Source organism: Caldinitratiruptor microaerophilus (assembly GCF_025999835.1).
In the GTDB taxonomy this organism is placed as follows: Bacteria; Bacillota; Sulfobacillia; order Symbiobacteriales; family ZC4RG38; genus Caldinitratiruptor; species Caldinitratiruptor microaerophilus.
In genome coordinates this window covers 3,562,061-3,585,473 of sequence record NZ_AP025628.1, presented here as the reverse complement: position 1 = coordinate 3,585,473, position 23,413 = coordinate 3,562,061, and the positions used below count along the sequence as shown (strand labels likewise).

Annotated in this window: 23 protein-coding genes; 3 read left to right on the top strand and 20 right to left on the bottom strand. The window is 70.9% G+C overall.

All coding sequences use genetic code 11. From position 1 onward, the window contains the following. Positions 1 to 34: 34 nt before the first annotated feature. The 3 genes from caldi_RS17500 to caldi_RS17490 are packed head-to-tail and all read right to left on the bottom strand — an operon-like array spanning position 35 to position 2,818. Positions 35 to 910 carry a cell division protein FtsX gene (locus caldi_RS17500; protein WP_264843021.1) on the bottom strand — a complete coding sequence of 292 codons (876 nt, stop codon included), beginning with the start codon at positions 908 to 910 and terminating at the stop codon, positions 35 to 37. Beyond that, the gene (locus caldi_RS17495; RefSeq protein WP_264843020.1) at positions 900 to 1,640 is read right to left on the bottom strand and encodes a cell division ATP-binding protein FtsE; all 741 of its coding nucleotides are present in this window, start codon (positions 1,638 to 1,640) and stop codon (positions 900 to 902) included. Before caldi_RS17495 ends, caldi_RS17500 begins: the two co-directional genes overlap by 11 nt. Further along, positions 1,637 to 2,818, bottom strand: coding sequence for a coiled-coil domain-containing protein (locus tag caldi_RS17490; RefSeq protein WP_264843019.1), 1,182 nt, complete (start codon positions 2,816 to 2,818; stop codon positions 1,637 to 1,639). Before caldi_RS17490 ends, caldi_RS17495 begins: the two co-directional genes overlap by 4 nt. A gap of 182 nt (positions 2,819 to 3,000) precedes the next feature. Between caldi_RS17490 and caldi_RS17485 the strand changes: the two genes are divergently transcribed. Continuing rightward, complete coding sequence (locus tag caldi_RS17485) at positions 3,001 to 4,539, top strand: MDR family MFS transporter (protein WP_264843018.1); 1,539 nt, start codon at positions 3,001 to 3,003, stop codon at positions 4,537 to 4,539. 51 nt (positions 4,540 to 4,590) lie between these two features. Here caldi_RS17485 and caldi_RS17480 read toward each other — a convergent pair whose 3' ends face one another. From caldi_RS17480 to caldi_RS17420, 12 genes are all read right to left on the bottom strand, one after another. After that, on the bottom strand, positions 4,591 to 5,235 hold the full coding sequence (locus tag caldi_RS17480; protein WP_264843017.1) for a Uma2 family endonuclease: 645 nt from the start codon (positions 5,233 to 5,235) through the stop codon (positions 4,591 to 4,593). Between the two features lie 90 nt (positions 5,236 to 5,325). Next, positions 5,326 to 6,963, bottom strand: coding sequence for a gamma-glutamyltransferase (ggt, locus tag caldi_RS17475; RefSeq protein WP_264843016.1), 1,638 nt, complete (start codon positions 6,961 to 6,963; stop codon positions 5,326 to 5,328). Positions 6,964 to 6,978: 15 nt separating this feature from the next. Continuing rightward, positions 6,979 to 8,358, bottom strand: coding sequence for an aminotransferase family protein (locus tag caldi_RS17470; RefSeq protein ID WP_264843015.1), 1,380 nt, complete (start codon positions 8,356 to 8,358; stop codon positions 6,979 to 6,981). Between the two features lie 52 nt (positions 8,359 to 8,410). Then, a complete protein-coding gene (locus caldi_RS17465) occupies positions 8,411 to 9,166 on the bottom strand; it encodes a GNAT family N-acetyltransferase (RefSeq protein ID WP_264843014.1) in 756 nt (251 codons plus the stop codon). 207 nt (positions 9,167 to 9,373) lie between these two features. Then, positions 9,374 to 10,849 (bottom strand): sigma-54 interaction domain-containing protein, encoded by a 1,476-nt coding sequence (locus caldi_RS17690; protein WP_319951778.1) that lies wholly within the window; start codon positions 10,847 to 10,849, stop codon positions 9,374 to 9,376. Between the two features lie 119 nt (positions 10,850 to 10,968). Beyond that, positions 10,969 to 12,150, bottom strand: a complete 1,182-nt coding sequence (locus tag caldi_RS17450) for an NAD(P)/FAD-dependent oxidoreductase (RefSeq protein ID WP_264843013.1) — start codon at positions 12,148 to 12,150, stop codon at positions 10,969 to 10,971. Then, positions 12,147 to 12,941 carry a GNAT family N-acetyltransferase gene (locus caldi_RS17445; protein WP_264843012.1) on the bottom strand — a complete coding sequence of 265 codons (795 nt, stop codon included), beginning with the start codon at positions 12,939 to 12,941 and terminating at the stop codon, positions 12,147 to 12,149. Before caldi_RS17445 ends, caldi_RS17450 begins: the two co-directional genes overlap by 4 nt. A gap of 110 nt (positions 12,942 to 13,051) precedes the next feature. Then, the gene (locus caldi_RS17440; RefSeq protein WP_264843011.1) at positions 13,052 to 14,209 is read right to left on the bottom strand and encodes a polyamine ABC transporter substrate-binding protein; all 1,158 of its coding nucleotides are present in this window, start codon (positions 14,207 to 14,209) and stop codon (positions 13,052 to 13,054) included. Between the two features lie 49 nt (positions 14,210 to 14,258). Beyond that, positions 14,259 to 15,086: an ABC transporter permease gene (locus caldi_RS17435; protein ID WP_264843010.1), complete on the bottom strand. Its 828-nt coding sequence runs from the start codon at positions 15,084 to 15,086 to the stop codon at positions 14,259 to 14,261. Further along, positions 15,083 to 15,955 (bottom strand): ABC transporter permease, encoded by an 873-nt coding sequence (locus caldi_RS17430; protein ID WP_264843009.1) that lies wholly within the window; start codon positions 15,953 to 15,955, stop codon positions 15,083 to 15,085. Before caldi_RS17430 ends, caldi_RS17435 begins: the two co-directional genes overlap by 4 nt. Beyond that, a complete protein-coding gene (locus tag caldi_RS17425; protein ID WP_264843008.1) occupies positions 15,952 to 17,007 on the bottom strand; it encodes an ABC transporter ATP-binding protein in 1,056 nt (351 codons plus the stop codon). The genes caldi_RS17430 and caldi_RS17425 overlap by 4 nt, the downstream gene beginning before the upstream one ends. Before the next feature lie 83 nt (positions 17,008 to 17,090). After that, entirely contained in the window at positions 17,091 to 17,333 is a 243-nt protein-coding gene (locus caldi_RS17420) for a MoaD/ThiS family protein (protein ID WP_264843007.1), read from the bottom strand. Between the two features lie 240 nt (positions 17,334 to 17,573). Between caldi_RS17420 and caldi_RS17415 the strand changes: the two genes are divergently transcribed. Together caldi_RS17415 and caldi_RS17410 are read left to right on the top strand one after the other, a co-directional pair. Next, positions 17,574 to 17,765: a hypothetical protein gene (locus caldi_RS17415; RefSeq protein ID WP_264843006.1), complete on the top strand. Its 192-nt coding sequence runs from the start codon at positions 17,574 to 17,576 to the stop codon at positions 17,763 to 17,765. A gap of 242 nt (positions 17,766 to 18,007) precedes the next feature. Continuing rightward, a complete protein-coding gene (locus caldi_RS17410) occupies positions 18,008 to 18,649 on the top strand; it encodes a ferredoxin-thioredoxin reductase catalytic domain-containing protein (RefSeq protein WP_264843005.1) in 642 nt (213 codons plus the stop codon). A 136-nt stretch (positions 18,650 to 18,785) separates the two neighbouring features. Here caldi_RS17410 and caldi_RS17405 read toward each other — a convergent pair whose 3' ends face one another. From caldi_RS17405 to caldi_RS17385, 5 genes are all read right to left on the bottom strand, one after another. Beyond that, positions 18,786 to 19,496 carry an ABC transporter ATP-binding protein gene (locus caldi_RS17405; RefSeq protein WP_264843004.1) on the bottom strand — a complete coding sequence of 237 codons (711 nt, stop codon included), beginning with the start codon at positions 19,494 to 19,496 and terminating at the stop codon, positions 18,786 to 18,788. After that, entirely contained in the window at positions 19,496 to 20,269 is a 774-nt protein-coding gene (locus caldi_RS17400; protein WP_264843003.1) for an ABC transporter ATP-binding protein, read from the bottom strand. The genes caldi_RS17405 and caldi_RS17400 overlap by 1 nt, the downstream gene beginning before the upstream one ends. After that, the gene (locus tag caldi_RS17395; protein WP_264843002.1) at positions 20,256 to 21,206 is read right to left on the bottom strand and encodes a branched-chain amino acid ABC transporter permease; all 951 of its coding nucleotides are present in this window, start codon (positions 21,204 to 21,206) and stop codon (positions 20,256 to 20,258) included. The genes caldi_RS17400 and caldi_RS17395 overlap by 14 nt, the downstream gene beginning before the upstream one ends. 17 nt (positions 21,207 to 21,223) lie before the next feature. Next, positions 21,224 to 22,102, bottom strand: coding sequence for a branched-chain amino acid ABC transporter permease (locus tag caldi_RS17390; protein WP_264843001.1), 879 nt, complete (start codon positions 22,100 to 22,102; stop codon positions 21,224 to 21,226). A 69-nt stretch (positions 22,103 to 22,171) separates the two neighbouring features. After that, the gene (locus caldi_RS17385) at positions 22,172 to 23,338 is read right to left on the bottom strand and encodes an ABC transporter substrate-binding protein (protein ID WP_264843000.1); all 1,167 of its coding nucleotides are present in this window, start codon (positions 23,336 to 23,338) and stop codon (positions 22,172 to 22,174) included. Positions 23,339 to 23,413: the final 75 nt, after the last annotated feature.

The window sequence follows — 23,413 nt, the reverse complement described above, 5'->3', positions numbered from 1 at the left end:
GACGACCGCATGGGAAGGCCGGCCGGTTGTCTCCTCACGACCTATGTCTGAGGGCGATCCCGCTCCCGAGGCCGCCGCAGAGGAGCCCGAGGGCGACCGTCACCGCCGCCGAGGCCACCCAGACCGGCGCCCAGGGCACCAGGGGGAGGAACGGCAGCGTGCGGGCCAGGGCCGCTCCCACGAGGGGGAGAAGGCCGGCGAGCCCCAGCGCGGCGAGCGCGCCGCCGGCGCCGCCGGTGAGGACGCCCTCCAGCAGGAACGGCAGGGCCACGAATCCCTCCGAAGCCCCGATGAGCCGTAGGGTCTCGATCTCGTCCCGGCGGGCGTGGATGCTCAGCCGCACCACGTGGGACACGACCACGAGGGCCACGACCCCCGCCGCGGCCACCAGTCCGAGACCGGCCGTCGTGGCGACCCGGCTGAGTGAAGCCAGGCGGCCGATCAGCTCCCGGTTGTCCTGCACGTACTCGACCGCCGGCAGGCCGGCCGCGGCGGCGGCCACTGCCGGCGCCGCCTCCGGCTCGACCCGCACGGCGAGGTAGGCGGCGAAGGGGTTAGCGCCCTCGAGCTCTGCCAGGATGGCCGCCTCGGGCCCCAGCACTTCCCGCATCTCCGCCAGGGCTTCCTCCCGGCTGACCCGCCGGACACCCCGGACGCCCGGGCGCGTGGCGAGGGTCGCCCGGACGGACTCGACCGCGGACTCCGGAGCGCCATCCTTCAGGTAGACCGTGATCTCCGCCCGGGCCCGGACGAGCCCCACCAGGTGGTCGAGGTTCAGCCAGGCGGCCGTGAAAAGCCCCACCAGGAAGAGCGACAGCGCGATGCTGGCCACGGACAGCGCGTGGACCGCGCCGCCCAGGCGGATCGAGAGCAACGCCTCGCGCACGGGAAAGGTGAGGTCACCGCGCACCGTCAGGGCCCTCCCTCCGTGAGGCGGTGCCCCCGCCGGGCTCCAGGGCCGCCGCAGCCGGGGCGGGCGCCCCCGTGTCGGCGACGATCCGTCCCCCTTCGAGCTGCACGATCCGCCCGCCGGCGCGCTCGATCGCGCCCCGGTCGTGGGTGGCGACCAGCACCGTCGCCCCGGCCTGCCGCGCCGCCGCCAGCAGGTCGACCACGGCGCCGGCCGTCTCGGCGTCGAGGTTACCGGTGGGCTCGTCGGCGAGGACGAGAGCGGGCCGGCGCACCAGGGCCCGGGCCACGGCCACCCGCTGCTGCTGGCCCCACGAGAGGGTCTCCACCCGCCGCCCGGCGAGATCGGCCAGCCCCACCGCCGCCAGCGCCTCCAGGGTCCGGCGGCGCAGCTCCGCGCCCCCGACGCCCGCCACCCGCAGGGCGATCGCCACGTTGTCGTACGCGCTGCGGCCCCGGAAGAGGCGGAATTCCTGGAACACCATGCCGATCCTGCGCCGCACGCGCTGCACGTCTTCCGGGGCTGCCCGGGTCATGTCGACGCCCAGGACCGTCAGCGAACCCGCCGCCGGCACGGCGGCGCCCAGGAGGAGCCGCAGGAGGGTCGTCTTGCCCGCCCCGCTGCGGCCCGTGAGGAAGACCAGCTCCCCCGGCGCCACGTCCAGGTCCACCCCGTCGAGGGCCACCACCCCGCCGGGGTAGACGGCACGCAGCGCCCTGGCCCGGATCACGCCGCCATCCCCCCCGCCACGGCCGGCGGTCTGGGGTCCCGGCCCAGTCCGATCCCGACCGTGAACTCGAGCTCCCCGCCGTCCACGCGGACCGCGTGCAGCCGCCACGGACCCAGCACCGGCGACAGGTCGACCGCAAGGCCCCGCCCGCCCAGGGCTTCCCGGACCGCGCCGGAGTCGAGCGCGACCCCCGCCAGCTCGGCCCCTTCGACCTCGTACACCAGCACCGCGCCGCCGTCGATGGCGAAGCGCCCGCGCAGGGTGAGCGCCAGCTCGGGCGCCTCCAGGCGGGCCCCGCCGTCCTCCAGGCGGAACCGGAACCCCCGGAGGTCCGGGTCGGCGGCCAGGAGCTGGTTGAGGCCCGCCTCGGGCACCCGGAGCCGCACCCCGCCGCCACCAAGCGCCACGCGCGCTCCGGGGATCTCCCGCACCTCCCCGGCGAGCCGGCGGAACGCCGTGCCCATGCGCTGCACGAGAGGCTGCACGAAGTCGAGCCAGCCGCGCTCGAGCGCCGCGAGCCGGTCGAGATAGCGCTCGCGCTCCGACCCCAGCGCGGCCAGCGCCGCTTCCCGTTCGGCCCGGGCATCCACGAGACGGGCCAGCCCGGCGCGCTCGGCCTCTACGGCGGCCGCCAGCTGCGCCTCCCGGGCAGCCAGCTCGCCCTCCCGCCGCCGGAGCTCCGCCTCCGCTTCGCGAAGCCGCCGGAGGCCCTGCCGCACGGAGCGAACCGCGACGGTGACCGCCCCGAGGCGCGCCGTGAAATCGGTCCAGCTCTCCGCCCCCAGGAGCACGCCGAGGTAGGAGGCAGGGCCCAGGTGCTGCACCAGGCGCAGGAGCCGCGCCGCCTCGTCCCGGCGGCGGGCGTGAAGCACCCGTGCCCGGTCCAGCTCGTCCCGGGCGGCTGCCAGGGCCGCCTCGGCGGACTGGCGGCGCGTCTCCAGGTCGCCGAGGCGGGCCTTCGCCTCCTCCGCCGCGCGCTGCAGGCGGAACAGGTCAGCCAGGATCGCCTTCTCCTGTACCTCGAGTCCGGCGAGGGCTTCCTGCAGGCGGCGCCACTCCGCGGCTCCGGAAACCGGCTGAGGCGAGGGCGCGCCACCGACCGCCGGGACCTGGAGGAGGATGGCCGCCAGGATCGCGAGGGCGAGCCCCCGGGGCAGAATCCGCCGCTGTGGTCCCACGCGAAGACCGCCCCCCAACGTGCGCGTCCAAACTGCTCTACGCTCCCGGCACGCGGATCTCCTGGTCCGGCGCCGAAGGGCTCGTCCGGCTCCGGCAGGGGGCCAACCCCGTGACTCCGAATTCCTCTTGTCGTGAACGCCGCGGCTCGGCCGCGGCAGGCGCTTCGAAGGGAGCAGAGCGAGTGCGCGACAGGCGCGTGCGGGTTGTCATCTCCGTCATGCTGGCGACCTTCCTCACCGCCGTCGACGCCACGATCGTGGACACCGCCATGCCCCGGATCGTCGGCGCCCTCGGCGGTTTCTCCCTGCTCACGTGGCTCGTCTCCGCCTACCTGCTCACCTCCACGGCCACGGTCCCGGTGTACGGCAAGCTCGCGGACATCTTCGGCCGCAAGCGCACCTTCACGGCCGGCGCCCTGATCTTCCTGCTGGGCTCGGCGCTGTGCGGGCAGGCGCAGAGCATGGTCCAGCTCATCCTCTTCCGCGGCGTCCAGGGCCTGGGCGCCGGGGCGATCCTGCCGGTGGTGCAGACCATCATCGGCGACATCTTCACGCCCGCCGAGCGGGCCCGGGTTCAGGGCTGGTTCTCCTCCGTCTGGGGCCTGTCCGCGCTGACCGGGCCGCTGGTGGGCGGCTTCATCGTCGACCACTTCTCGTGGCGCTGGCTCTTCTACATCAACCTGCCGCTCGGCGGGCTGGCCATCGCCATGCTGCTCACGAACCTCGACGAGCGCCTCGGCCGGCGCCGGGCCCCGGTCGACTACCTGGGGTCGGCGCTCCTGACGGCCGGCACGTCGGCGATCCTCCTCGCCCTCCTGGAGGGTGGCGTCCACTACCCGTGGGGCTCTCCGTTCATCCTCGGCCTCCTGGCCAGCGGCGCCGCGCTCCTGGCGCTCTTCGTTCTCCAGGAACTCCGGCACCCCGACCCGATGCTGCCGCTCGACCTCTTCCGGGACCCGACGATCGGGGTGGCGAACCTGGCCTCGCTCATGATCGGCGGCGTGTTCTACGGGACCACCGTGTACCTTCCCCTCTGGGCCCAGGGCGTGCAGGGCTTCTCGGCGACGCGGTCCGGCGCCTCGCTCCTGTGGCTGTCCGTCGGCTGGCCGCTGGCGTCCATCTACGGCGGGCGCTACATCCTCAAGGTGGGTATGCGGCCGGCCGCCCTCCTGGGGCTGGCGCTGAACGCCCTGGCGGCGGCGGGGCTGCTCGTCCTCGACCGCCGGCCCGGCGGCATCCCGGAGGTGGGCCTGGCGGCGGTGACGTTCGTCGTGGGCGCCGGAATGGGCTTCGCCACCCTGTCCTTCATCCTGGGGGTCCAGTCGGCGGTGGGCTGGGAGCGGCGGGGGGTCGCAACCGCGTCCCTGCAGTTCATCCGCACCCTCGGCGGGCTCATCTGGGTGTCTGTCATGGGCGCCGTGATGAACCTGACCCTGGCCGCCCGGCTGCGGGCGCTCCCCGAACTGGGCGTGCGCACCGCGACGGAGGCCGCCGCCTTCGCCAACAACCTCCTCAGCCCCGCCCACGGGTCGCAGCTGCCGCCGGAGACGCTCGCCGCCGCCCGCGCGGCCCTGGCGGAGGCCCTGCGCGGCGTGCACTGGGTGGTGCTGGTCGCCGCCGTGTGCACGCTGGCGGTGGCCGTCTTCCTCCCCAACCGGCACTTCGACCGGGCGGCCACAGCTACGAAAAAGGAGGAGCCGGCCGGTCACATGGCGGGGTAGGTCCTCCGCGCCCGCGCCGGTCCATGGGATGGGTCGCCGGGACTGTTCGGCTCAAAGGTCGACACCGAGTTCTCTCGCCACCTGGAGTGCAGAGGGAAGCGGATCGCGCCACAGCCATTCGACACGGAGCCAGAAGCCCGAGACCACGCTGGACCGGTAGATCCCCTCGGGGCCGGCGGGAACCGAGCGGTAGCGGCCATCCCGCTGCAGCTGGTAGAACTCCGATTGCGTCCGGTCCGGGTCGATCAGCCAGTACTCCGGGATGCCGGCCGCTTCGTACTCCACGAACTTCTCACCCCGGTCCCGGCTCAGGCTCTCGGGTGAGGTGATCTCGACAGCCAGGTCGGGCGCACCCTCGAGGTAGGTATCCCGCAAGAGAGAAAGGCGATCCTTCCGCACGAACACCAGATCGGGTTCCCTGGCTCGCGCGAGCGGGTCAGGCGGGCGGACCACGAAGGGGGCCTGGAACACCTCGTCCAGATCACGGGCCCGGACGTACTCGGAAAGGACTGAGGCCAGGAACAGGGCGATTCGCTGGTGTCGCGCGGAAGCGGGCGCCAACGGGACCACCGCTCCGTCCACCCACTCGGCCCACGAACCTTCCTGCAGGGACGCGAGAAACTCCTCGAACGGGACGCGCGTCGGGTTCTCGTGGCGACGGGTGGCGGACTGCTGCGCACGAGGCGGACTGGCCATCACGGCGCACCTCTTTCGAATCCGGAGCGAGACTACCACATCTCCACCGGGTCCATGATACCGCACGGCGGACCCCGCCCCGTGCACCCCTCAGAACGCTAGCGCCTCCGCCGGCATGATCGGGTCCACGGCGCCCACCAAGAGCCCCGCCTCCGTCGCCATGACCCCGGCGGGGCTGGCGAAGTGCTGCGGGTAGGGCGCCTCGGAGACCGGCACCACGTCGTGACCGAGGGCGGCCAGCGCGGCGAGCGTCCGGTCGCCGAGGCGCCGGTCGGCGAGGAGCCGGCCGGTGGAGATGTCGATCCGGGGGGCGCCGATCGCGGCGCCGAGCCCGAGCCCGCCGTCAACGATCGCCAGCAAGATCTGCAGGTTGGCGCCGAGGATCCGCCGTCCGCCGGACGACCCCAGGCCCACCCGGGGCCAGCCGCCGGGGCCGACGGCCACCAGCGGCGCCATGTTGCTGAGCGGGCGCTTGCCGGGGCCCGGCGAGTTGGGCTTCCCGGGCTCCGGATCGAACCAGAACATCCCGTTGTTGAGGAGGATCCCCGTCCCGGGCACGGTGACCCGGGACCCGAACAGGCTCAGGAGCGTCTGCGTGCAGGAGACCACGTTCCCCTGCGCGTCGGCGGCGGCGAGGTGGGTCGTGGAGGTGCCGCCGGGCTCCCCCGGTGCGCCCGCCGCCGGGGCCCGGCCGGCCTCCAGGCGGGCCTGCAGCGTGGCGACGTGGTCGCCCGACAGCAGCGCCTCCCAGTCGGCGCCGTCCGCCAGCCGGGCGTAGCGGTCCTCGAAGGCCAGCCGCATCGCCGTGGCCACCCGGTGCAGGTAGAGGACGGAGTTGTGGCCGAGGGCGGTCAGGTCCGTACCCTCCAGGATCCGCAGCATCTGGGCCAGAGAGACGCCGCCCGCCGGCCCCGGCGGGGTGGCCACCTGCCATCCCCGGTACGGGGTGACCAGCGCCGGCACGACCTCAGCGCGGTAGCGGGCGAGGTCCTCCTCGGTGATGAGGCCCCCCGCCGCCTTCATGGCCGCGGCGATGCGGCGGGCCGTCTCGCCCCGGTAGAACTCGTCGGCACCGCCCCGGGCGATCCGCCGGAGCGTCTCGGCCAGGTCGGGCTGCACGATCCGCTCGGGCGGCAGGTCCTCGCCCGCCGCCGGGCGGGCCGGCAGGCCACCGGGCAGGAAGATCCGGGCGGTCTCGGGGTAACGGGCCAGTAACGGCGCCTCGACCGCGATCCGCAGGGTGGCGTACCAGGTGACGGGGAACCCCTCGGCCGCCAGGCGGATGGCGGGCTCCATCACCGTCGCCAGGTCGAGCCGGCCGAACCGCTCCAGCGCCAGCGCCAGCCCGGCCACGGTGCCCGGCACGGCGACCGAGAGCCAGCCCTGGTGGTTCGCGTCGTCCCTCACGAGGGGCCACGGGAACAGCCCCGACGACCGGCCGGGCACGATCTCGAACATGTCCTCACGGGCGGCCAGGGGGGCCCGCAGGCTGTAATCGACGACCACGGCCTCGCCCGTGTCCCCCCGGCGAATCACCATGTACCCCCCGCCGCCGATGCCGCTCATCCAGGGCTCGACCACGCCGCTGGCGAAGGCGGCGGCCACGGCGGCGTCGACCGCATTCCCCCCGCGGCGGAGCATCTCCAGTCCTGCTTCGGCCGCGAGCCCGTGCTTGGCCGCCACCACCCCCCGGGTCCCGGTGGCCTCGTGAACGGGCGGATATCGCAACGTGAACTCTCCTCCTCAGCGGGCCGGGGCCGGCGGATGCTCGAACACGTACCGGACGGCCTCGTCGAGCACCTCGACGATCCGGTCGACCTGCTCCCGGGTGACGACGAGGGGCGGCGACAGGGCGATGATGTTCCCCGGCGCCAGGGCCCGGACGATCACGCCGTGCTCCCGGCAGCGCGCCTCGGCGTAGCGGCCCACGTTGGGGTCGGCCGGCATCTCGCCGGTGGCCGGGTCGGCGACGAGCTCCACCCCGAGCATCAGGCCCTTGCCGCGGATGTCGCCGATGTAGGGATTCTCCGCCCTGCGCAGGCGCTCGGTGAGGTACCGGCCCATCTCGACCGCGCGCTCGCCCAGGCGCTCCTCGGCGAGGATGCGGATGTTCTCCAGCGCCACGGCGGCGGCGACCGGGTGCCCCGAGTACGTGAACCCGTGGTTGAAGTAGGCGCCGGGCCCCTCCGGCTGGCCGAGCGCCTCGTAGACCCGGTCGTGCACCAGGGTCGCGCCGATGGGCAGGTAGCCGCTCGACAGCCCCTTGGCCGCCGAGATGAGGTCGGGGACGACGCCCCAGTGCTCGATCCCGAACCACGTGCCGGTGCGGCCGAAGCCGCAGATCACCTCGTCGGCGATGAAGAGCACGCCGTACCGGTCGCAGATCTCCCGGATGCGGGGGAAGTACTCCGGCGGGGGCGTGATCACGCCGCCGACCCCGTGGATGGGCTCGGCGATGAAGGCGGCAACGTTCTGGGGCCCGAGGTCCAGGATCTTGCGCTCGAGCTCGCCGGCACAGGCCACCCCGCACGCCGGGTAGGCCTTGCCCAGCGGGCACCGGTAGCAGTAGGCGGACGGGATGTGGTCGAAGGCGCCGACGTAAGGCTCGTAGTTCTGCCGCACCGTCTCGAGCCCCGTGGCGGTCATGGCGCCGTAGGAGACGCCGTGGTACGCCCTGGCGAGCCCGATGATGTGCCGGCGGGACGGCTCGCCGCGCCGGACGTGGTACAGGCGGGCGATCTTGATGCTGGTCTCGTTGGCCTCGGAGCCGCCGCTGGTGAAGAACACGTGGCTCAGGCCGGGCGGGGCGATCTCCGCCAGCCGGGCCGCGAGTTCGACTGCCGGCACGTTGCCGTAGCCCCAGAAGAGGGACCAGAACGAGAGCTTCTCCATCTGGCGCCGGGCGACCTCGGCCAGCTCCTTGCGGCCGTAGCCGATGTTGGCGAGCCACAGCGCCCCGATGGCGTCGATGTACTCCTTCCCGTCGATGTCCCGCAGGACGGCGCCCTGGCCCTCGACCATGATCGGCATCGGCAGGCCCCGGGCGTGGTCCGCCAGCACAACGTTCGGGTGCAGGACGTGGCGCCGGTCGAGCGCCTTGATCTCTTCCGCCGACCGCTGCATGGGTCGCATCACGCTCCTCGGTCCGGGCCCGGCGCAGGCCGCCCGGCAGATGTCACTGGGGGAACAGCGGCACGAGCCGGACGGGCCGCCCGCCGATGCGGCTGCCCAGCCGCCTGAGCTCGTCCTCGTAGGTGTCCGGCGCCCAGCCCACCCAGATCGGTTTCACCGCGTCCAGGAGGACCTGCGGGGGGAGGACCCCTGCCCGCCGGATCGACTCGTCCCAGGGGAGGAACAGCAGGTCCAGGTAGTCCACCGGCTCACGGCCCGGCGCCAGCGGCGGTTGCACGTAGGTGAGGTCGCAGCGGCGGAAGCCCAGGTGATGGAAGAAGCGCAGCCGGGCCCACGCGTCCATGGCGGTGGCCCGCTCCCGTTCCAGGAACTCCGCCGGTGTACGCTCCGGGTTCTCCACTTCGATGAAGAGGCCTGCAGCCCCCTGCCGGCCGGCCGTCCGGGCCTGCCGGTCGAGCACGGCCCGGCGGGCGTCGAAGAGGCGCCGCGCCACGCCCTGCCCCCGGAACCCCGGCGCCACCACCATGTACTCGGAGAACCCGACGCCGGCGGCGGCCACGTAGCTGAAGACGGTCGCACCCGCAAGCCTGCCGCCCGCCCGCGCCGCCAGGACGTGGAAGGTCCGGCCCGCGGCCCGGCTTCCCGCCCGCGTGGCTTCCAGGAACTCCCGCATCCGGGCGGCGGGGAGGACGATGTTCGGGTCGGCGAACGTCTCCAGCAGGAGGCCGGCGACCGCCTCCACCTCGGGGTCGGCGGGGTCCGAGACCTCGCGGATGGTCACGCCCGGGTCCTGCTCCATGGCCATCCCTCCGTCCGTACAGACCACCGGATTCTCCGGCGCCCCTGGGGCTACCCGGATGCCACCGCATGAATGCAAGGCTCGTGCCACGGACAGGGCCGGAACAAGGTTGGAACCGCCCGCAAAGCCAGAGCCGCCGGCCTTTCGGGGTCCGGCGGACTCGCGCGACTGTCCCGATCGTTGATGCGTTCGAGCATCGGGGCGATGCTACGGGTCCACGGGCTCGCCGGCCCCGGTGTCCCGTGCCGGGGGAAAGTACCGGCGGAGCTTGCGAACAACCGTGGACTGGTTCACCCGCAGCGCCCGGGCCATCTCGTGGGTGCTGCGGTAGCGGCGGCGGGCCAGGGCCAGGAGCTGGCGCTCGACCTCGGCCACGGCGTCGGCCAGGGGCAGGATCTCGCGGACCTCCACGGGCCCGGTGGTGGAGAGCCCCCGATCGGGCGGCGCGAACCCATCCGGCAGGTCCTCCGGGGTGATCACGGGCCCGGAGGACGTCACCACCAGGCGCTCGATCAGGTTCTCGAGCTCCCGCACGTTGCCGGGCCACGGGTAGCGCATCAGGATGTCCGCCACCTCGCGGGAGAGTGACCGCTGCCGCCCGTACCGGACCGCCGCCCGGGCCAGGAAGTGCTCCGCCAGGGCCAGGATGTCCTCCGGCCGCTCCCGCAGGGGCGGGACGTGGATCGGCACCACGTTGAGGCGCCAGAACAGGTCCTCCCGGAAGCGGCCCTCACGCACCATCTGCCGCAGGTCGCGGTTGGTGGCAGCGATGATCCGCACGTCCACGGGGATGGGACGCAGCCCTCCGACCCGCACGACGGACCGTTCCTGCAAGAAGCGCAGGAGCTTCACCTGCAGGCTCAGGGGCAGTTCGCCGATCTCGTCGAGGAAGAGCGTCCCCTTGTCCGCCATCTCGATGAGGCCGCGCTTGCCGTCCCGGTTCGCCCCGGTGAAGGCGCCCCGCTCGTAGCCGAAGAGCTCCGACTCGATGAGGCTCTGCGGCAGCGCGCCGCAGTCGATCGTCATGAGGGGGCCGTCCGCCCGGGGGCTGGCCCGGTGGATGAGCCGCGCCACCTGCTCCTTGCCGACCCCGGACTCGCCGGTGATGAGGACCGTCGCGTCGACCTCGGCCACCTGCCGGACAAGGCTCAGGACCCGCTCCATCGCCACGCTCCGGAAGACGAGGCCCTCCCCCTCCTCCTGACGGGCCCGCAGGGCGGCGATCTCCTGCCGGTAGCGGTTCGCCAGGCTCTCGACGGCCGCCAGCTCCTCCACCACCCGGTTCAGCTCGGTGATGTCCCGGGCCACGCTCACGACGCGCGTGATGCGTCCGGCCTCGTCGAACACGGGCGTTCCCGTGACGACCAGCCGTCGCCCGGTCCGGGTCACCTGGACGACGGTCTCCTGGCGCCCGGTCGCCAGCACCCGGTTGGTGATGGAGGGCGAGAAGACCCCCTCCCGCTCGAGATCGGCGACGTGGCGGCCCACCAGCTCGGCCTCGGTGAGGCCGTACAGCCGCTCGCACGCCGCGTTGACGCGCAGGGTGATCCCCTCGCCGTCAGTGATGAAGATCTCGTCGAAGCTGGACTGCAGCACGGCCTCCAGTTCGGCCTGTCCCAGCGGGGCGGAGGCATCCGCCCGGGAAGCGGGCCGTCTCCCGCGCACCGAGGCCGGCACCGTCACGCCCACCACCGCCCTTGTGCCAGATGGTGGGGGGATTCGAGATCCTGCGCGGGGGTTCCTGCCAATTGGATAACAGAGCTGAAAAGAGGCTCTGCCGATACAACCGAGGTGGGGGCGGATCACGCCCCCACCTGGTCGCTCCGCACGGATACCTGCCACGGCCCGCCGAAGTGGATCTCGAAGTCCTCGAACCCCTTGTGCCTGTCCGCCCGGTACGGGCCCAGGTCCAGGCCGGGCTCCTCGCCGGCGATCACGGCCGCCAGCGCGTCCCCCGCCCCGGGCCCCCGGCTGATGCCGTAACCGGCGAAGCCGCAGTTGAGGTAGAGCCCGTCGATCTCGCCCTGGGCGCCGATGAGCGGCAGGACGTCGGCCGAGATGTCGCACACCCCGGCCCAGCCGCCCGCCGGCCGGGCCCGGCGGAGGATCGGGATCCGCTCGGCCAGGCGGGCCAGCGCCGCTTCCTCTTCCGCCTCGTCGCGCTCCTGACGATAGGCGTCGGGGTCGATACCCTCGATCTCCGTGCCGTACCCGAAGAAGACCGTTCGGGGCCTGCGGGAGAAGCAGTAGATGCCGCGGGCGGCGTCCGTCATCTCCGGCAGGTCGATCGGCTCCGGCGCCACCACGGCCGACACCTGGGTGCGGAAGGCCTTGAGCGGCAGGTCGAAGCCGGAGTTCCGGGCGATCTGCCGGGTCCAGATGCCGGCCGCCAGGATCACCCGGGGCGCCTCGAGCACCTCCCCGGCCACGTAGACGCCCCGCACCCGCCCGCCTTCGATGGCCACGTGCTCGACCGGCGTCGACTCGAACGTGTGGACGCCCGCAGCCCGGGCGGCCGCACCCAGCGCGGCCAGGGCCTCCGCGGGACGCAGGGTCCCGTCCCGGGGGGTGTAGAGCGCCAGGGTGATCCCTTCGGTGAGGATGGCCGGGTACTCGCCCGCCACCCGCTCCGGCTCCCACAGCTCCACCTCCCCTCCGGCGGCGCGGATCATCCCGGCCTGCCGGTGGAGGTGGGCCTCCTGGCCCGGACCGACCATGGTCAAGGAACCATCCCGCTCGATGCGGAAGAGACCGCCGGAGGCGGCCTCGAGCTCGGCCAGGACCTTCTGGGTGCGCAGGGCCAGCTGAATGTCCTCCGGGGTCCAGAGCTGGGCGGTGACGACCCCGGCGCTGCGGAGGGTGGCCCCGGCGGCCACCGGCCCCCGCTCGAGCACGGCCACGGGGCCCAGACCCCGCTTCGCGAGGCCCCAGGCCGTGCTCAGGCCGACAATCCCGCCCCCGACGACGATGGCCTCGTACCTCATGCGCCTGCAACCCTTTCCATCTCGGGGGTCCAGCAGGGCAGCATGGCGACGGGCTTGCCGTCGAGTGCCCGGCGCATCCGCCGCAGGTACTCCTCCCACGAGGGCACGGCCCAGGCGCGCCAGATGGGCCGGAGGCTCCGGAGGATCATCTCGGCGGGCAGCGCACCCGCCGCCTTCAGGTCCGGGTCCAGCGGCAGGAACAGGAGGTCCAGGTACGAGACCGGCTCCCTGTCTTGGGTGAGCGGCGGCTGGTTGTACTCGAGATCGAGCTGGCGGAACCCGAAATGGTGCATGATCCGCCGGCGCTCCACGGGATCCACCGCCATTCGCCGGTCCGCCTCGTAGAGTTCGGGCGGCAGGCGCATGGGGTGGGCCACCTCGATGAAGATGCCGCGGATCGGAGGCTTTCCCTTCAGGCGGGCGTCCCACTCCAGGATCGTGAGACGGCGCTGGAAGAGAAGCCGGGCCAGCCCGTGCCCCCGGTACGCCGGTGCAACGATGATGTACTCCGAGAAACCGACGTTCGTCTCGGGGACGTAGCTGAACAGGGTGCCGCCCGCGACCTGGCCGCCCACCCGCACCACGAGCAGGTGGAACCGCCGGCCGCCGCCGTCCCGATCCCGAACCCACGCCGTGAGCTGGTCCGGGTCCGCGATCATGTTCGGGTCGGCAAACGCCCCGACCATCAGCTCACGGAAGCGCAGGATATCCGGGTCCCCTGGATCCTTCACCTCCTTCAGGGTTACCGGTGCCGCCTGCACGGCTAGCTGCTGGCGTCTGTTGTCCTCCACAACACCCAACTCTCCTTTGGCATTGGTTTGCCGCCGGGTGAGGATGAAAGGTCCGGGCGGGATGCGCCACCCCCCCGCCCGGACCTGCGCGCCCTGAGGGATGGAACGGGTTACTTGGAGCTCTTCACCTCGGTGAAGAACTGGTCGTACAGCTCGGTGGCTTCACCGACGTCGGTGATCCACTCGGCCTGTGCGAGCTTGTCGGCGGGGGGATAGGAAGCGGCATTCTGGCGGATCTTGGCATCGAGGAGCTTCACGGCCTCGACGTTCGGGGAACCGTACGGGAAGGCGCTGGCGATCTTGGCGGCCACTTCGGGACGGTAGAGGTAGTTGATGAACACCTCCGCCGTGTACTTGTGCGGCGCACCCTTCGGGATGACCAGGTTATCCTGCCAGCGGCCCCCCTTCTCCTTGGGCAGCACGTAGCCGATGTCCGGATTCTCCTGCATCGCCAGGGCCGCCTCGCCGTTCCACGTCTGGCCGATCCACACCTCTTCGCTCAGGATGAGGGTCTTGGGACTGTCGCTGTCGAACGCCTTGACGTTCGGCAGGAGCTCGATCAGCTTCTTCTTCGCCTCCTCCAGCTTCGCGCGGTCGGTCTCGTTCTTCGAGTAGCCCAGGAGCTGGAGGGCCATGCCCATGACCTCACGGCTGTCGTCGAGCAGGACGACCCGGCCCTTGTACTCCGGCTTCCACAGGTCGCCCCACGACGTGGGCTCCGGCTTCACGTACTTCTTGTTGTAAACGATCCCTACGGTCCCCCACATGTAAGGTACGCTGTAGCGGTTGCCCGGATCATAGGGGGGATCGAGGTACTCCTTGCCGGCGTTCTTGAGGTTGGGGATGTTGGACTTGTCCAGCTCCTCCAGCAGGCCCTGGGAGATCATGATCTGGACCATGTAGTCGCTGGGCACGACGACGTCGTACAGCGCGCCCCCGGCTTGCAGCTTGGCCAGGGCCTCCTCGTTGCTGGAGTACGTATCATAGTTTACCTTAACGCCGTACTCCTTTTCAAATTCCTGGAGCACTTCATCCGGCATGTATTCCGTCCAGATGAACAGGTTCAGTTCCTTCGAGAGCTTGGACCGATCGACCTCCGCCCCGCTCCGCTGGGCGCCTTCCTGCGCGGGCTTCTGTTCGCCGGCCGGCTGCTGCGCGGCGGGCGCGCCGCCCTGCTGCTGTGGAGCCTGTCCTCCCTGTCCGCCGCAGGCGGCCAGGGCAAGGGCGAGCACGAGAAGCGCCGCCACACCTACGAACCGTTTCCGCATACGACCCCCTCAGCTCCTTTCCCCGGTCTCATCACTCACAACGCACAACTCATAACCCGCCACTGATCTTGCGCCGCTGGAGCCGCTCGGCCAGGACGATCAGGCTCATGGTGACCGCCAGCATGACCGTCGAGAGGGCGTTGATCTCCGGGCTCACCCCGAACTTCACCATCGAGTAGACCTGGAGCGGCAGGGTCGTGGCGCCGGGGCCCGTGGTGAAGAAGGTGACGATCACGTCGTCCACGGAGAGGGTGAAGGCGAGCAGTGCGCCTGCCAGGATGCCGGGGAAGACCAGGGGGAAGGTCACCTTCCAGAACGTCTGCCACTCGTCCGCCCCGAGGTCCATGGCCGCCCGCTCCAAATTGCGGTCGAAGTCGTGAAGGCGCGCCTGCACGACCACGAAGACAAAGGACATGGAGAACGTGATGTGGGCGATCGCCACCGTCAGGAGCCCCAGCCGGAGGCCGATCGAGCTGAAGAGCACCAGGAGCGAGATGCCCATGATGATCTCCGGCAGGATGATCGGCACGTAGATGAGGCCCTCCAGGAAGGTCTTGCCGGCAAAGCGGTGGCGGGCGAACGCGAAGGCCGTCAGTGTCCCGAGGGCCGTGGAGGCGAGCGTGGCCACCACGGCCACGACCAGGCTGTTCCACGCCGCCTCCAGGATGCGGTCGTTCTTCGCCAGGGCGGCGTACCACTGAAGCGTGAATCCGGTCAGGTTCACGCCAAGCCGCGACCTGTTGAAGGAGAAGACCACGAGGACGGCGATCGGCGCGTACAGGAACAGGTACACCAGTCCGGCGTGGACCCTCAGGAGCCATTCGCCCGACCGGCCGTGGCCCCACCGCCTCCTCCGGACCGCGCGGACGGCGCTCACAGCAGCGACTCCCCTTCCCGCCTGCCGAACAGACGCAGGTACAGGAGGATCAGCGCCAGGCTCACCGCCATCAGCACCACCGCGGCGGCCGCCCCGAACGGCCAGTTGCGGGCCTGGGTGAACTGGCGCTGGATGAGGTTCCCGATCAGCACCGTCTTGGCGCCGCCCATCAGGTCGCTGACGTAGAACAGGCCCGTCGACGGCACGAAGACCAGGATCGAGCCGGCCACGACCCCCGGCAGGGTCATGGGCAGCGTCACCTGCAGGAAGGCCCGGGCCGGGCGCGCGCCCAGGTCGTAGGCGGCCCGCAGGAGCGAGCGGTCGAACTTCTCGATGCTGGCGTACAGGGGCAGGACCATGAAGGGGAGGAGCACGTAGACGAGCCCCAGGATCGACGCGCCCCGGGTGTACAGGAGTTCCAGCGGGCGGTCGGTGAGCCCCAGGGCCTGCAGCGCCGTGTTGAGGACTCCGTTGCTGCGGAGGATGACCATCCAGCCGTAGGTGCGCAGCAACATGTTGGTCCAGAAGGGGATCACGACCAGCACCAGGAGGAGGTTGCGGGTCTCGGGCGGCCGCCCCGCCACGTAGTAGGCGAACGGGTACCCGACCACGAGGCTGATCAGGGTCACGAGCGTGCCGGTCAGGAGCGACTCGCCGAGGACACCCAGGTAGAGGGGCTCGAGGAACCGCGCGTAGTTGTGCAGACCCCACTCCCACTCGATGCCGCCGTGGGCCCCGCGCGACGCCAGCGAGACGACCACCACCAGCACGAGGGGCACGAGCTGGAAGACCCCGAGCCACAGCGCGGCCGGCCCCACGGCCGCCAGCGTCCGGAGCGCGGGGCTGCGCCGCAGGAGCCTCAGGATCATGACGTCACCACCACGCAGTCCGCCGGGTCCCAGGTCACCCGGATCGCCTGGCCCGGAAGCGCGTCGCTCAGCGAGGAGCCGGCCGGCCCGCTGATGACAAGTAGACGCTCGCCGGGTCCGCGGGCGAGGAGGCGGATCGACGCCCCGACGTAGATCCGGTCGGTGACCCGCACCTCGACCGCGTACGGCGACTCGCCATTCGCCGGGCGGATGCGCTCCGGCCGCAGTGAGACCTCGACGCGGGAGCCCGGGGCGAGCGACTCCGTCGGCACGGGCACCCGGACCCCGAGGAGGTGCAGGCCGCCTGCGGGCGCCACCTCCGCCTCGAGGAGGTTCGTCTCCCCGATGAAGCCGGCCACGAAGCGCGTGTGGGGCCGCTCGTAGATCTCGTGCGGGGGACCGATCTGCTCGATCCGGCCGTCGTGCATCACCACGATGCGGTCGGACATGGTCAGGGCTTCTTCCTGGTCGTGGGTCACGTAGATGAAGGTGATGCCCAGGTGCTTCTGCAGCCGCTTCAGCTCGATCTGCATCTCCTTGCGGAGCTTGAGGTCCAGGGCGCCGAGCGGTTCGTCCAGCAGCAGGACCTGCGGCTCGAGCACGATCGCCCGGGCGAGCGCGACGCGCTGCTGCTGCCCGCCGGAGAGCATCCGGGGCCAGCGGGCCGCGTAGCCGTCAAGCTGCACCAGGGCGAGGGCCCGGTGGACCCGCTCGCGGATCTCCTTCTCGGGGAGGCGGCGGACCCTCAGCCCGAAGGCGACGTTGTCGAACACCCGCATGTGCGGGAACAGGGCGTAGTTCTGAAACACGGTGTTGACGTTCCGCTCGAAGGGGGCGAGGTCGGTGACGTCCTCGCCGTCGATGAAGATCCGTCCGGCCGTGGGCCGCTCGAATCCGGCGATCATCATCAGGGTAGTGGTCTTGCCGCAGCCGCTCGGCCCCAGAAGGGTGAGGAACTCCCCTCGCCTCACCTCCAGGTCGACGCCGCGGACCGCCTGCACCGGTCCGTACTCCTTGCGCACCCCTTCGAGGCGCACCTTGACGTCGCTCACCCCGAGCCTCTCCCCCATCGCGGGCTTCATCCGCGTGTGCTGGCCGTATCAGCCTCCTCCGCTCGTGCGCCGCCGCCTGGGCGTCAGGGCTCTTCCGGAATGAGGTCCAGGAGATCGCCGTCGGTCACCGGATCGTCCAGGAGGCACGGGAGCCGGTTGCGCAGGACCACCACGCGGCCGGCGCGGCCGTCCAGCCCGACGCCCAGCCCGGGGTACAGACCTCGTAGCACCGTCACCACCTCCCGGACCGTCAGGGGGCTCTCGAGGCTCAACCGCGCCGTGTGTTCGCCCGCCGCACGTGCCAGGTCGCCGTGAAGCCGGATCACCACGACCTCCTGCCCCCGGTCGCCTCCGAGGCAGCCCGTCCGTTTCCCATGCCGTTCACCGTTCCTCCGTGGAACCCCGAAGATTCGGTGGATCACATTGGTACATTCGCAAGGGCCGTGCCATACGACCCACCTTTTCGACACATCCCCCATCAGACCTTTTCTTCCGGGCGTCCCGATCGCAGATGGCTGCTGTCGGGAGCGTGGCCTCGATGTCGCGAAGCATCGAGGTATGCTTCCGTGCATCAGGAGCGCGGCTGGAACTTCTGCACGCCCGTGGTCCGGAGGAGCCTCGCCGGCCGGCGCCTGGCGATCCTGCGAGGAGAAGCCGGGAACTCCGGCCGGTATATCCAGATGATTCTGGTAATTGTAACAGAACGGCGGGCTCACCCGGCCGGGGTGGCCACGCGGGTGGCATTCTGGGCTGGCTGATCGGGGCGGGTTACACGCCTGGAACTGCGCGTCAGGGTAGTGGCCGAGACGGGTGGTCAATCCGCGGGCGGGGTGGCCTTGACCGAAATCCGACCGACGGCGTCCGGAGGGCCCTTCACACGAGGAAGAAACCCCATGGGGTATATGCTCGCCACATGGGCCCTGACAAGGAGTGCCTCCCCGGTGTGCGAGCCGTAAAATCGTGGGCGGCCGGTCCCACAGCCACAGGGGGAGGTGTTGTGTTGTTTCGGAGGCTAGTGGCCAACCTGCGGATGTACCGTGACTTCCTCGCCGGCTGGTGGAAGTACCGGCACCGGCTGAAGAGGGACGACGAGTGGATCCGCAGGTATGCGCAGGCGAAGGGCCTGCAGGTGAATCCCCACCGGATGTTCTACACGAACCTGAAGATCTGGATCGAGGAGAACCGGGACCTGTACGGCAACCAGTACTGCCCGTGCTTCGAGCCGACCGGCGACCCGGCGTTCGACCGCAAGCTCCTCTGCCCGTGCCACTTCGCCCTGGCCGACATCGAGGCGAAGGGCACCTGCCACTGCGTGCTGTTCGGCCGGGCCGGCCTGACCGAAGCGGAGTGGGCGGCGGCCGAGGCGGAGCTCAAGCGGGAGTACCGGCCGAGGCTCAATCTCGTCGGAAACCGGCTCGATACCCGGGGGCAACCGAAGGACCCGCGCCGCGGCCTGGACGTCCCGGACGCGATGCACCAGGTCAAGCAGGCGCTGACCGCGGTGAAGGGGGACCTGACCGTGGTGGTGGGGCAGCCGGGGTCGGTCGAGAACCTGAAGCGGCTTGCCCGCGTGCGCGGTTTCGGCTTCGAGAGCCGGCAACTGGCCCCGGAGGCTTATGAGGTGACGCTGAGACGGCCTTGACGCGCACGGAAGCCGGCGTGAACGCCGGCAGTTGACGCCCGTGCAGGCGTCATCAGGGACCGGCCAGCGCAAAGACCCGGCGACCTGACAGGAGACAGGCGCCGGGTCTGCGCGTCCCGGAGGAGCGGTCCGCCCGCTACGCCCCCAGGTACGCCGCCTTCACCCGCGGGTTCGCCGCCACGGCCCCGGCAGGGCCGGAGAGCACGATGGAGCCCGTCTCGAGCACGTAGCCGCGCCGGGCGATCTTGAGGGCGAAGTGGGCGTTCTGCTCGACCAGGAGGATGGTCGTGCCGGAAGCGCTGATCTCCTGGATCACGGAGAAGATCTCCTTGACCAGGACCGGCGCGAGGCCCATGGAGGGCTCGTCAAGGAGCATGAGCCGGCCCCGGGTCATGAGCGCCCGGCCGAGGGCGAGCATCTGCTGCTCGCCGCCGCTCAGCGTGTTGGCCACCTGGTCGCGCCGCTCCTCCAGGCGGGGGAAGAGGTCGAACACGCGCCGGAGGTCGCGCCGGATCCCCTCGCGGTCCCGCCGCCGGGTCCACGTGGCCAGCTCGAGGTTCTCCATCACGGTCAGGCGGGGGAAGATGCCGCGCCCTTCAGGCACGTGGACCACGCCCAGGGCGGTCACCTCGTGCGGGCGAAGGCGGGTCAGGTCCCGGCCGGCGAACCGGATCGACCCCCGGGACGGCACGAGGCGGGAGATGGCGCGCAGCGTGGTCGTCTTGCCGGCGCCGTTCGCCCCGATGAGGGCGACGACCTCCCCCTCCTCCACCGTCAGGGAGATGCCGCTCACGCCCCGGATGGCGCCGTAGGTGACGGTGAGGTCGTCGACTTCCAGGAGTGCCACTAACCCGCCGCCTCCTCTTCGCCCAGGTAGGCCTCGATCACCCGGGGGTTGTTCTGGATCTCGGCCGGCTTGCCCTCTGCGATCACCCGGCCGAAGTCAAGCACCAGGACCCGCTCGCAGACGCCCATGACGATCGGCATGTGGTGCTCGATCAGGAGGATCGTGAGGTCGAACCGGCTCCGGACCCAGCGGATGAACTCCATGAGTTCCTGGCCCTCCGCGGGGTTCATCCCCGCGGCCGGCTCGTCCAGGAGGAGCAGACGGGGCCGGGTGGCCAGCGCCCGGGCGATCTCCAGCCGCCGCTGCTCGCCGTAGGGAAGGCTCCCGGCCGGGTAGCCGGCCTTGTCGTGGAGGTGCACCAGGCGCAGGAGCTCCATGGCCTCGTCCCGCAGCCGCCGCTCCTCGGCGTGGAAGCTCGGCCCCCGGAAGATCGCCCGCCAGAATCCGTACGCCACCCGGAAGTTGTAGGCGACGAGGATGTTCTCCAGCACCGTCATGTCGGCGAAGAGGCGGATGTTCTGGAAGGTCCGGGCGATCCCGAGGCGGGTGATGTCAGCGGGCGGCCGGCCGGCGATATCCTGGCCCTGGAAGCGGATGCGCCCGGCGGTGGGCCGGTACACGCCGGTGATCACGTTGAACACGGTCGTCTTGCCGGCTCCGTTCGGGCCGATGAGGCCCACGAGCTCGCCGGGCTCGAGCCGGAGGGTGAAGTCCTCGACGGCCCTCAGCCCGCCGAAGGCCATCGTGACGCGGTCCATCTCAAGCAGCGGCACGCCGGGACACCCCCCTTGGCCGGAAGAGCCCGCCCAGGCTCAGCTCGCGGAACCCGAGGATGCCCCGCGGCATCCGGAGCATGATCACGATCAGGATCAGCGGGCTGATCACCAGGCGCCAGACTCCCAGGCCGCGCAGGCTCTCCAGCAGCACGGTCATGAGGGTGGCCCCCACGACCGAACCGCTGAGGCTGCCCATCCCGCCCAGGTACAGCATGACGAGGATCTCCGTGGACTTGATGTACGTGAACGATGAGGGGTTGATGTACTGGATCAGGTGCCCCCACAGCGCCCCCGCCAGCCCGGCGAAGAGGCCGGCCACCACGAAGGCCGTGAGCTTCAGCTGCTTCACCCGGGCTCCCATCAGGGTGGCGGCGATCTCGTTCTGGCGGATGGCAGTCCACAGCCGCCCGTAGTTCGAGCGCACGAGGTTGCCCAGCACGATCAGCGTGGCCGCCACGGTGCCGTAGACCCACAGCAGGTTCGTCGCCTTGGGCAGGCCGGCCATGCCCCGGGGCCCGCCGACGGCGTCGATGTTCGTGATGACGTTGACGATGATCATGTTGAATCCGAGCGTGATGATGGCCAGGTAGTCGCCGAACGTGGTGAACGCCGGGATGCCGACGAGCCAGGCCGCCAGGGCGGCCGCCAGCCCGGCCGCGACGAACGCCAGCCAGAACGGCAGGTCGAGCTTGACCGTCATCACGCCGGCCACGTACGCGCCGACCGCCATGAACCCGGCGTGGCCGATGGCGAACTCGCCGAGGTACCCGTTCACCAGGTTGAGGCTCGCCGTCAGGATGATGTTGATGCAGATGAGCGACAGCACCTGGACCGTGTAGCCGCTCAGGACGCCGGCACGACCCAGCAGGTGGAGGGCCACCGCCAGGGCCGTGGCGAGGGTCCAGAGGAAGAGTGACTGCCACCGCGCGGCCATCGGGCGCCTCCCTCCGCCTACACCTTGGTCGAGACCGGCCGGCCCAGCAGGCCCGTCGGCCGGAACAGGAGCACGATGATCAGGATCGCGAAGGCGATGCCGTCCCGGAAGGTCGACGGCAGGTACGCCGCGACGAAGATCTCCGTGAACCCGAGGATGAATCCGCCGAGCATCGCGCCGTCGATCAGCCCGATGCCGCCCAGCACCGCGGCGATGAACGCCTTCCACCCGACCACGATCCCCATGTACGGCTCGATGACCGGGTACGCCTGGGCGACGAGGATGCCGCCCGCCGCCGCCAGCCCCGACCCGATGGCGAATGTGGCGGCGATCACGGCGTCAGGGTTGATGCCCATGAGGCCGATGACCTCGCGGTTGTCCGCGATCGCCCGCATGGCCTTCCCCAGGAGGGTGCGGCGGACCACGTACCGCAGGATCAGCATGAGGCCCACCGAGATGCCGATGATGAGGACCTGCACGCTGCCGACGGTCACGCCGCCCAGGTCCCAGGTGGCCCCCGCCACCAGGGCGGGGAAGTCGCGCGGCGCCGCCCCCACGGTGGCCCGGGTGAAGTTCTCCAGGAAGAGGCTCACCCCGAGGGCCGTGATGATGAGCGACATGCGGGGGGCGGTCCGCAGGGGGCGATAGGCCACCCGCTCCACCGCCACCCCGACCACGGCGGTGAGCGCCATCGTCAGCAGGAGCACGGCCACGAAGGGCAGCTTCAGGTACGTGGCCAGGAACAGGCCGATGAACGCCCCGACCATGAAGATGTCGCCGTGCGCGAAGTTGATGAGCTGCAGGACCCCGTAGACCATCGTGTAGCCGAGGGCGATGAGGGCGTAGATCCCACCGAGCTGGAGCGCGTTCATGAGCTGCTGGATGAAGATGAGCACCGGCAACACTCCCACGGCTGGAGACTGGGCGGGGGCCGGCTCGAGGCCGGCCCCCGCCGAGCCGAACGGTCACGGGTTCACGGTCGTCTCGTACTTGAACTCCCCGTTCTCGATCTTGAGCACCACCGCCGGCTTCACGGGGTCCCCGGTGTCGCCGTACGAGATGGTTCCCGTGACGCCCTCGAAGCCCTTCGTGGCGGCCATCGCATCGCGCAGCTTGTCCCGGTCGAGCGAGCCCGCCCGCTCGAGCGCCTGGAAGATGATGTACGCGGCGTCGTAGGTGAGCGCGGCCGCAGCGTCGGGGACCTCGTTGTACTTCTGCTTGTACTTGGTCACGAACTCCTTGACCTTGGGCACGTCGGCCGTCGCCACGTAGTGGTTACTGAAGTACGTGCCCTCCATGTCCTTGCCGCCGATCTCGAGGAGCTTCGGCGAGTCCCAGGCGTCCCCGCCGAGGAAGATCGCGTTGATCCCGAGCTTGCGGGCCTGCTGGATCTGCAGCGGGACCTCGCTGTAGTAATTCGGGAGGAAGATCACGTCGGGGTTCGTGCCCTTGATCTTGGTGAGCTGGGCGGAGAAGTCCTTGTCGCCGGTCGTGTACGTCTCGAACGCGGTGATCTCGCCGCCCATCTTCTTGAACTCGTCCCGGAAGACCTCGGCCAGGCCCTTGTTGTAGTCCTGGGCGACGTCGTAGAGGACGGCCGCCTTCCGGGCCTTCAGGTTCTCGTACGCGAACTTGGCGTTCACGTAACCCTGGAACGGGTCAATGAACGCGGCCCGGAAGACGTACTTCTTGCCCTTGGTCACGTTCGGGTTGGTCGCCCAGGGCGTGATCGCGGGCACCTTGGCGTCGTTGGCGATCGGGGCGCCGGCGTTCGTCGCGCTCGAGGACTGGGACCCGATGATGGCGATGACCTTGTCCTGGTTGATCAGCTTCTGGAAGACGTTGGCGGTCGACTCCGGCTTGTTCTCGTCGTCCTCGATCACGAACTGGACCTTCATCTTCTTGCCGCCGATGTCGATGCCGCCCTTCTCGTTGATCTCGGCCTCGGCCATCAGCACGGCGTTCTTGGTGGACTGGCCGATCGCGGCGATGTTGCCCGTGAGCGGCGCCGAGACGCCGATCTTGATCACCTCGCCGCCGCCCGCACCGCCGCCGGTCTTGCCACAGCCGGCCACGGCCACGGCCGACGCGAGGAGGGCCGCGATCCCCCAGAGGGCAGACCTTCTGCTCACGACGACACCCCTCTCTGACTGCACCCGATGAGTTGGCGATCAATAGCTCTTTCTTGGACCTGACCCAATCTCCTG

Coding starts and splice junctions, on each gene's coding strand:
- caldi_RS17480 (WP_264843017.1), bottom strand. CDS start 5,235: ATGGCCAGTCCGCCTCGTGCGCAGCAGTCCGCCACCCGTCGCCACGAG.
- caldi_RS17470 (WP_264843015.1), bottom strand. CDS start 8,358: ATGCAGCGGTCGGCGGAAGAGATCAAGGCGCTCGACCGGCGCCACGTC.
- caldi_RS17465 (WP_264843014.1), bottom strand. CDS start 9,166: ATGGAGCAGGACCCGGGCGTGACCATCCGCGAGGTCTCGGACCCCGCC.
- caldi_RS17450 (WP_264843013.1), bottom strand. CDS start 12,150: ATGAGGTACGAGGCCATCGTCGTCGGGGGCGGGATTGTCGGCCTGAGC.
- caldi_RS17440 (WP_264843011.1), bottom strand. CDS start 14,209: ATGCGGAAACGGTTCGTAGGTGTGGCGGCGCTTCTCGTGCTCGCCCTT.
- caldi_RS17430 (WP_264843009.1), bottom strand. CDS start 15,955: ATGATCCTGAGGCTCCTGCGGCGCAGCCCCGCGCTCCGGACGCTGGCG.
- caldi_RS17395 (WP_264843002.1), bottom strand. CDS start 21,206: ATGGCCGCGCGGTGGCAGTCACTCTTCCTCTGGACCCTCGCCACGGCC.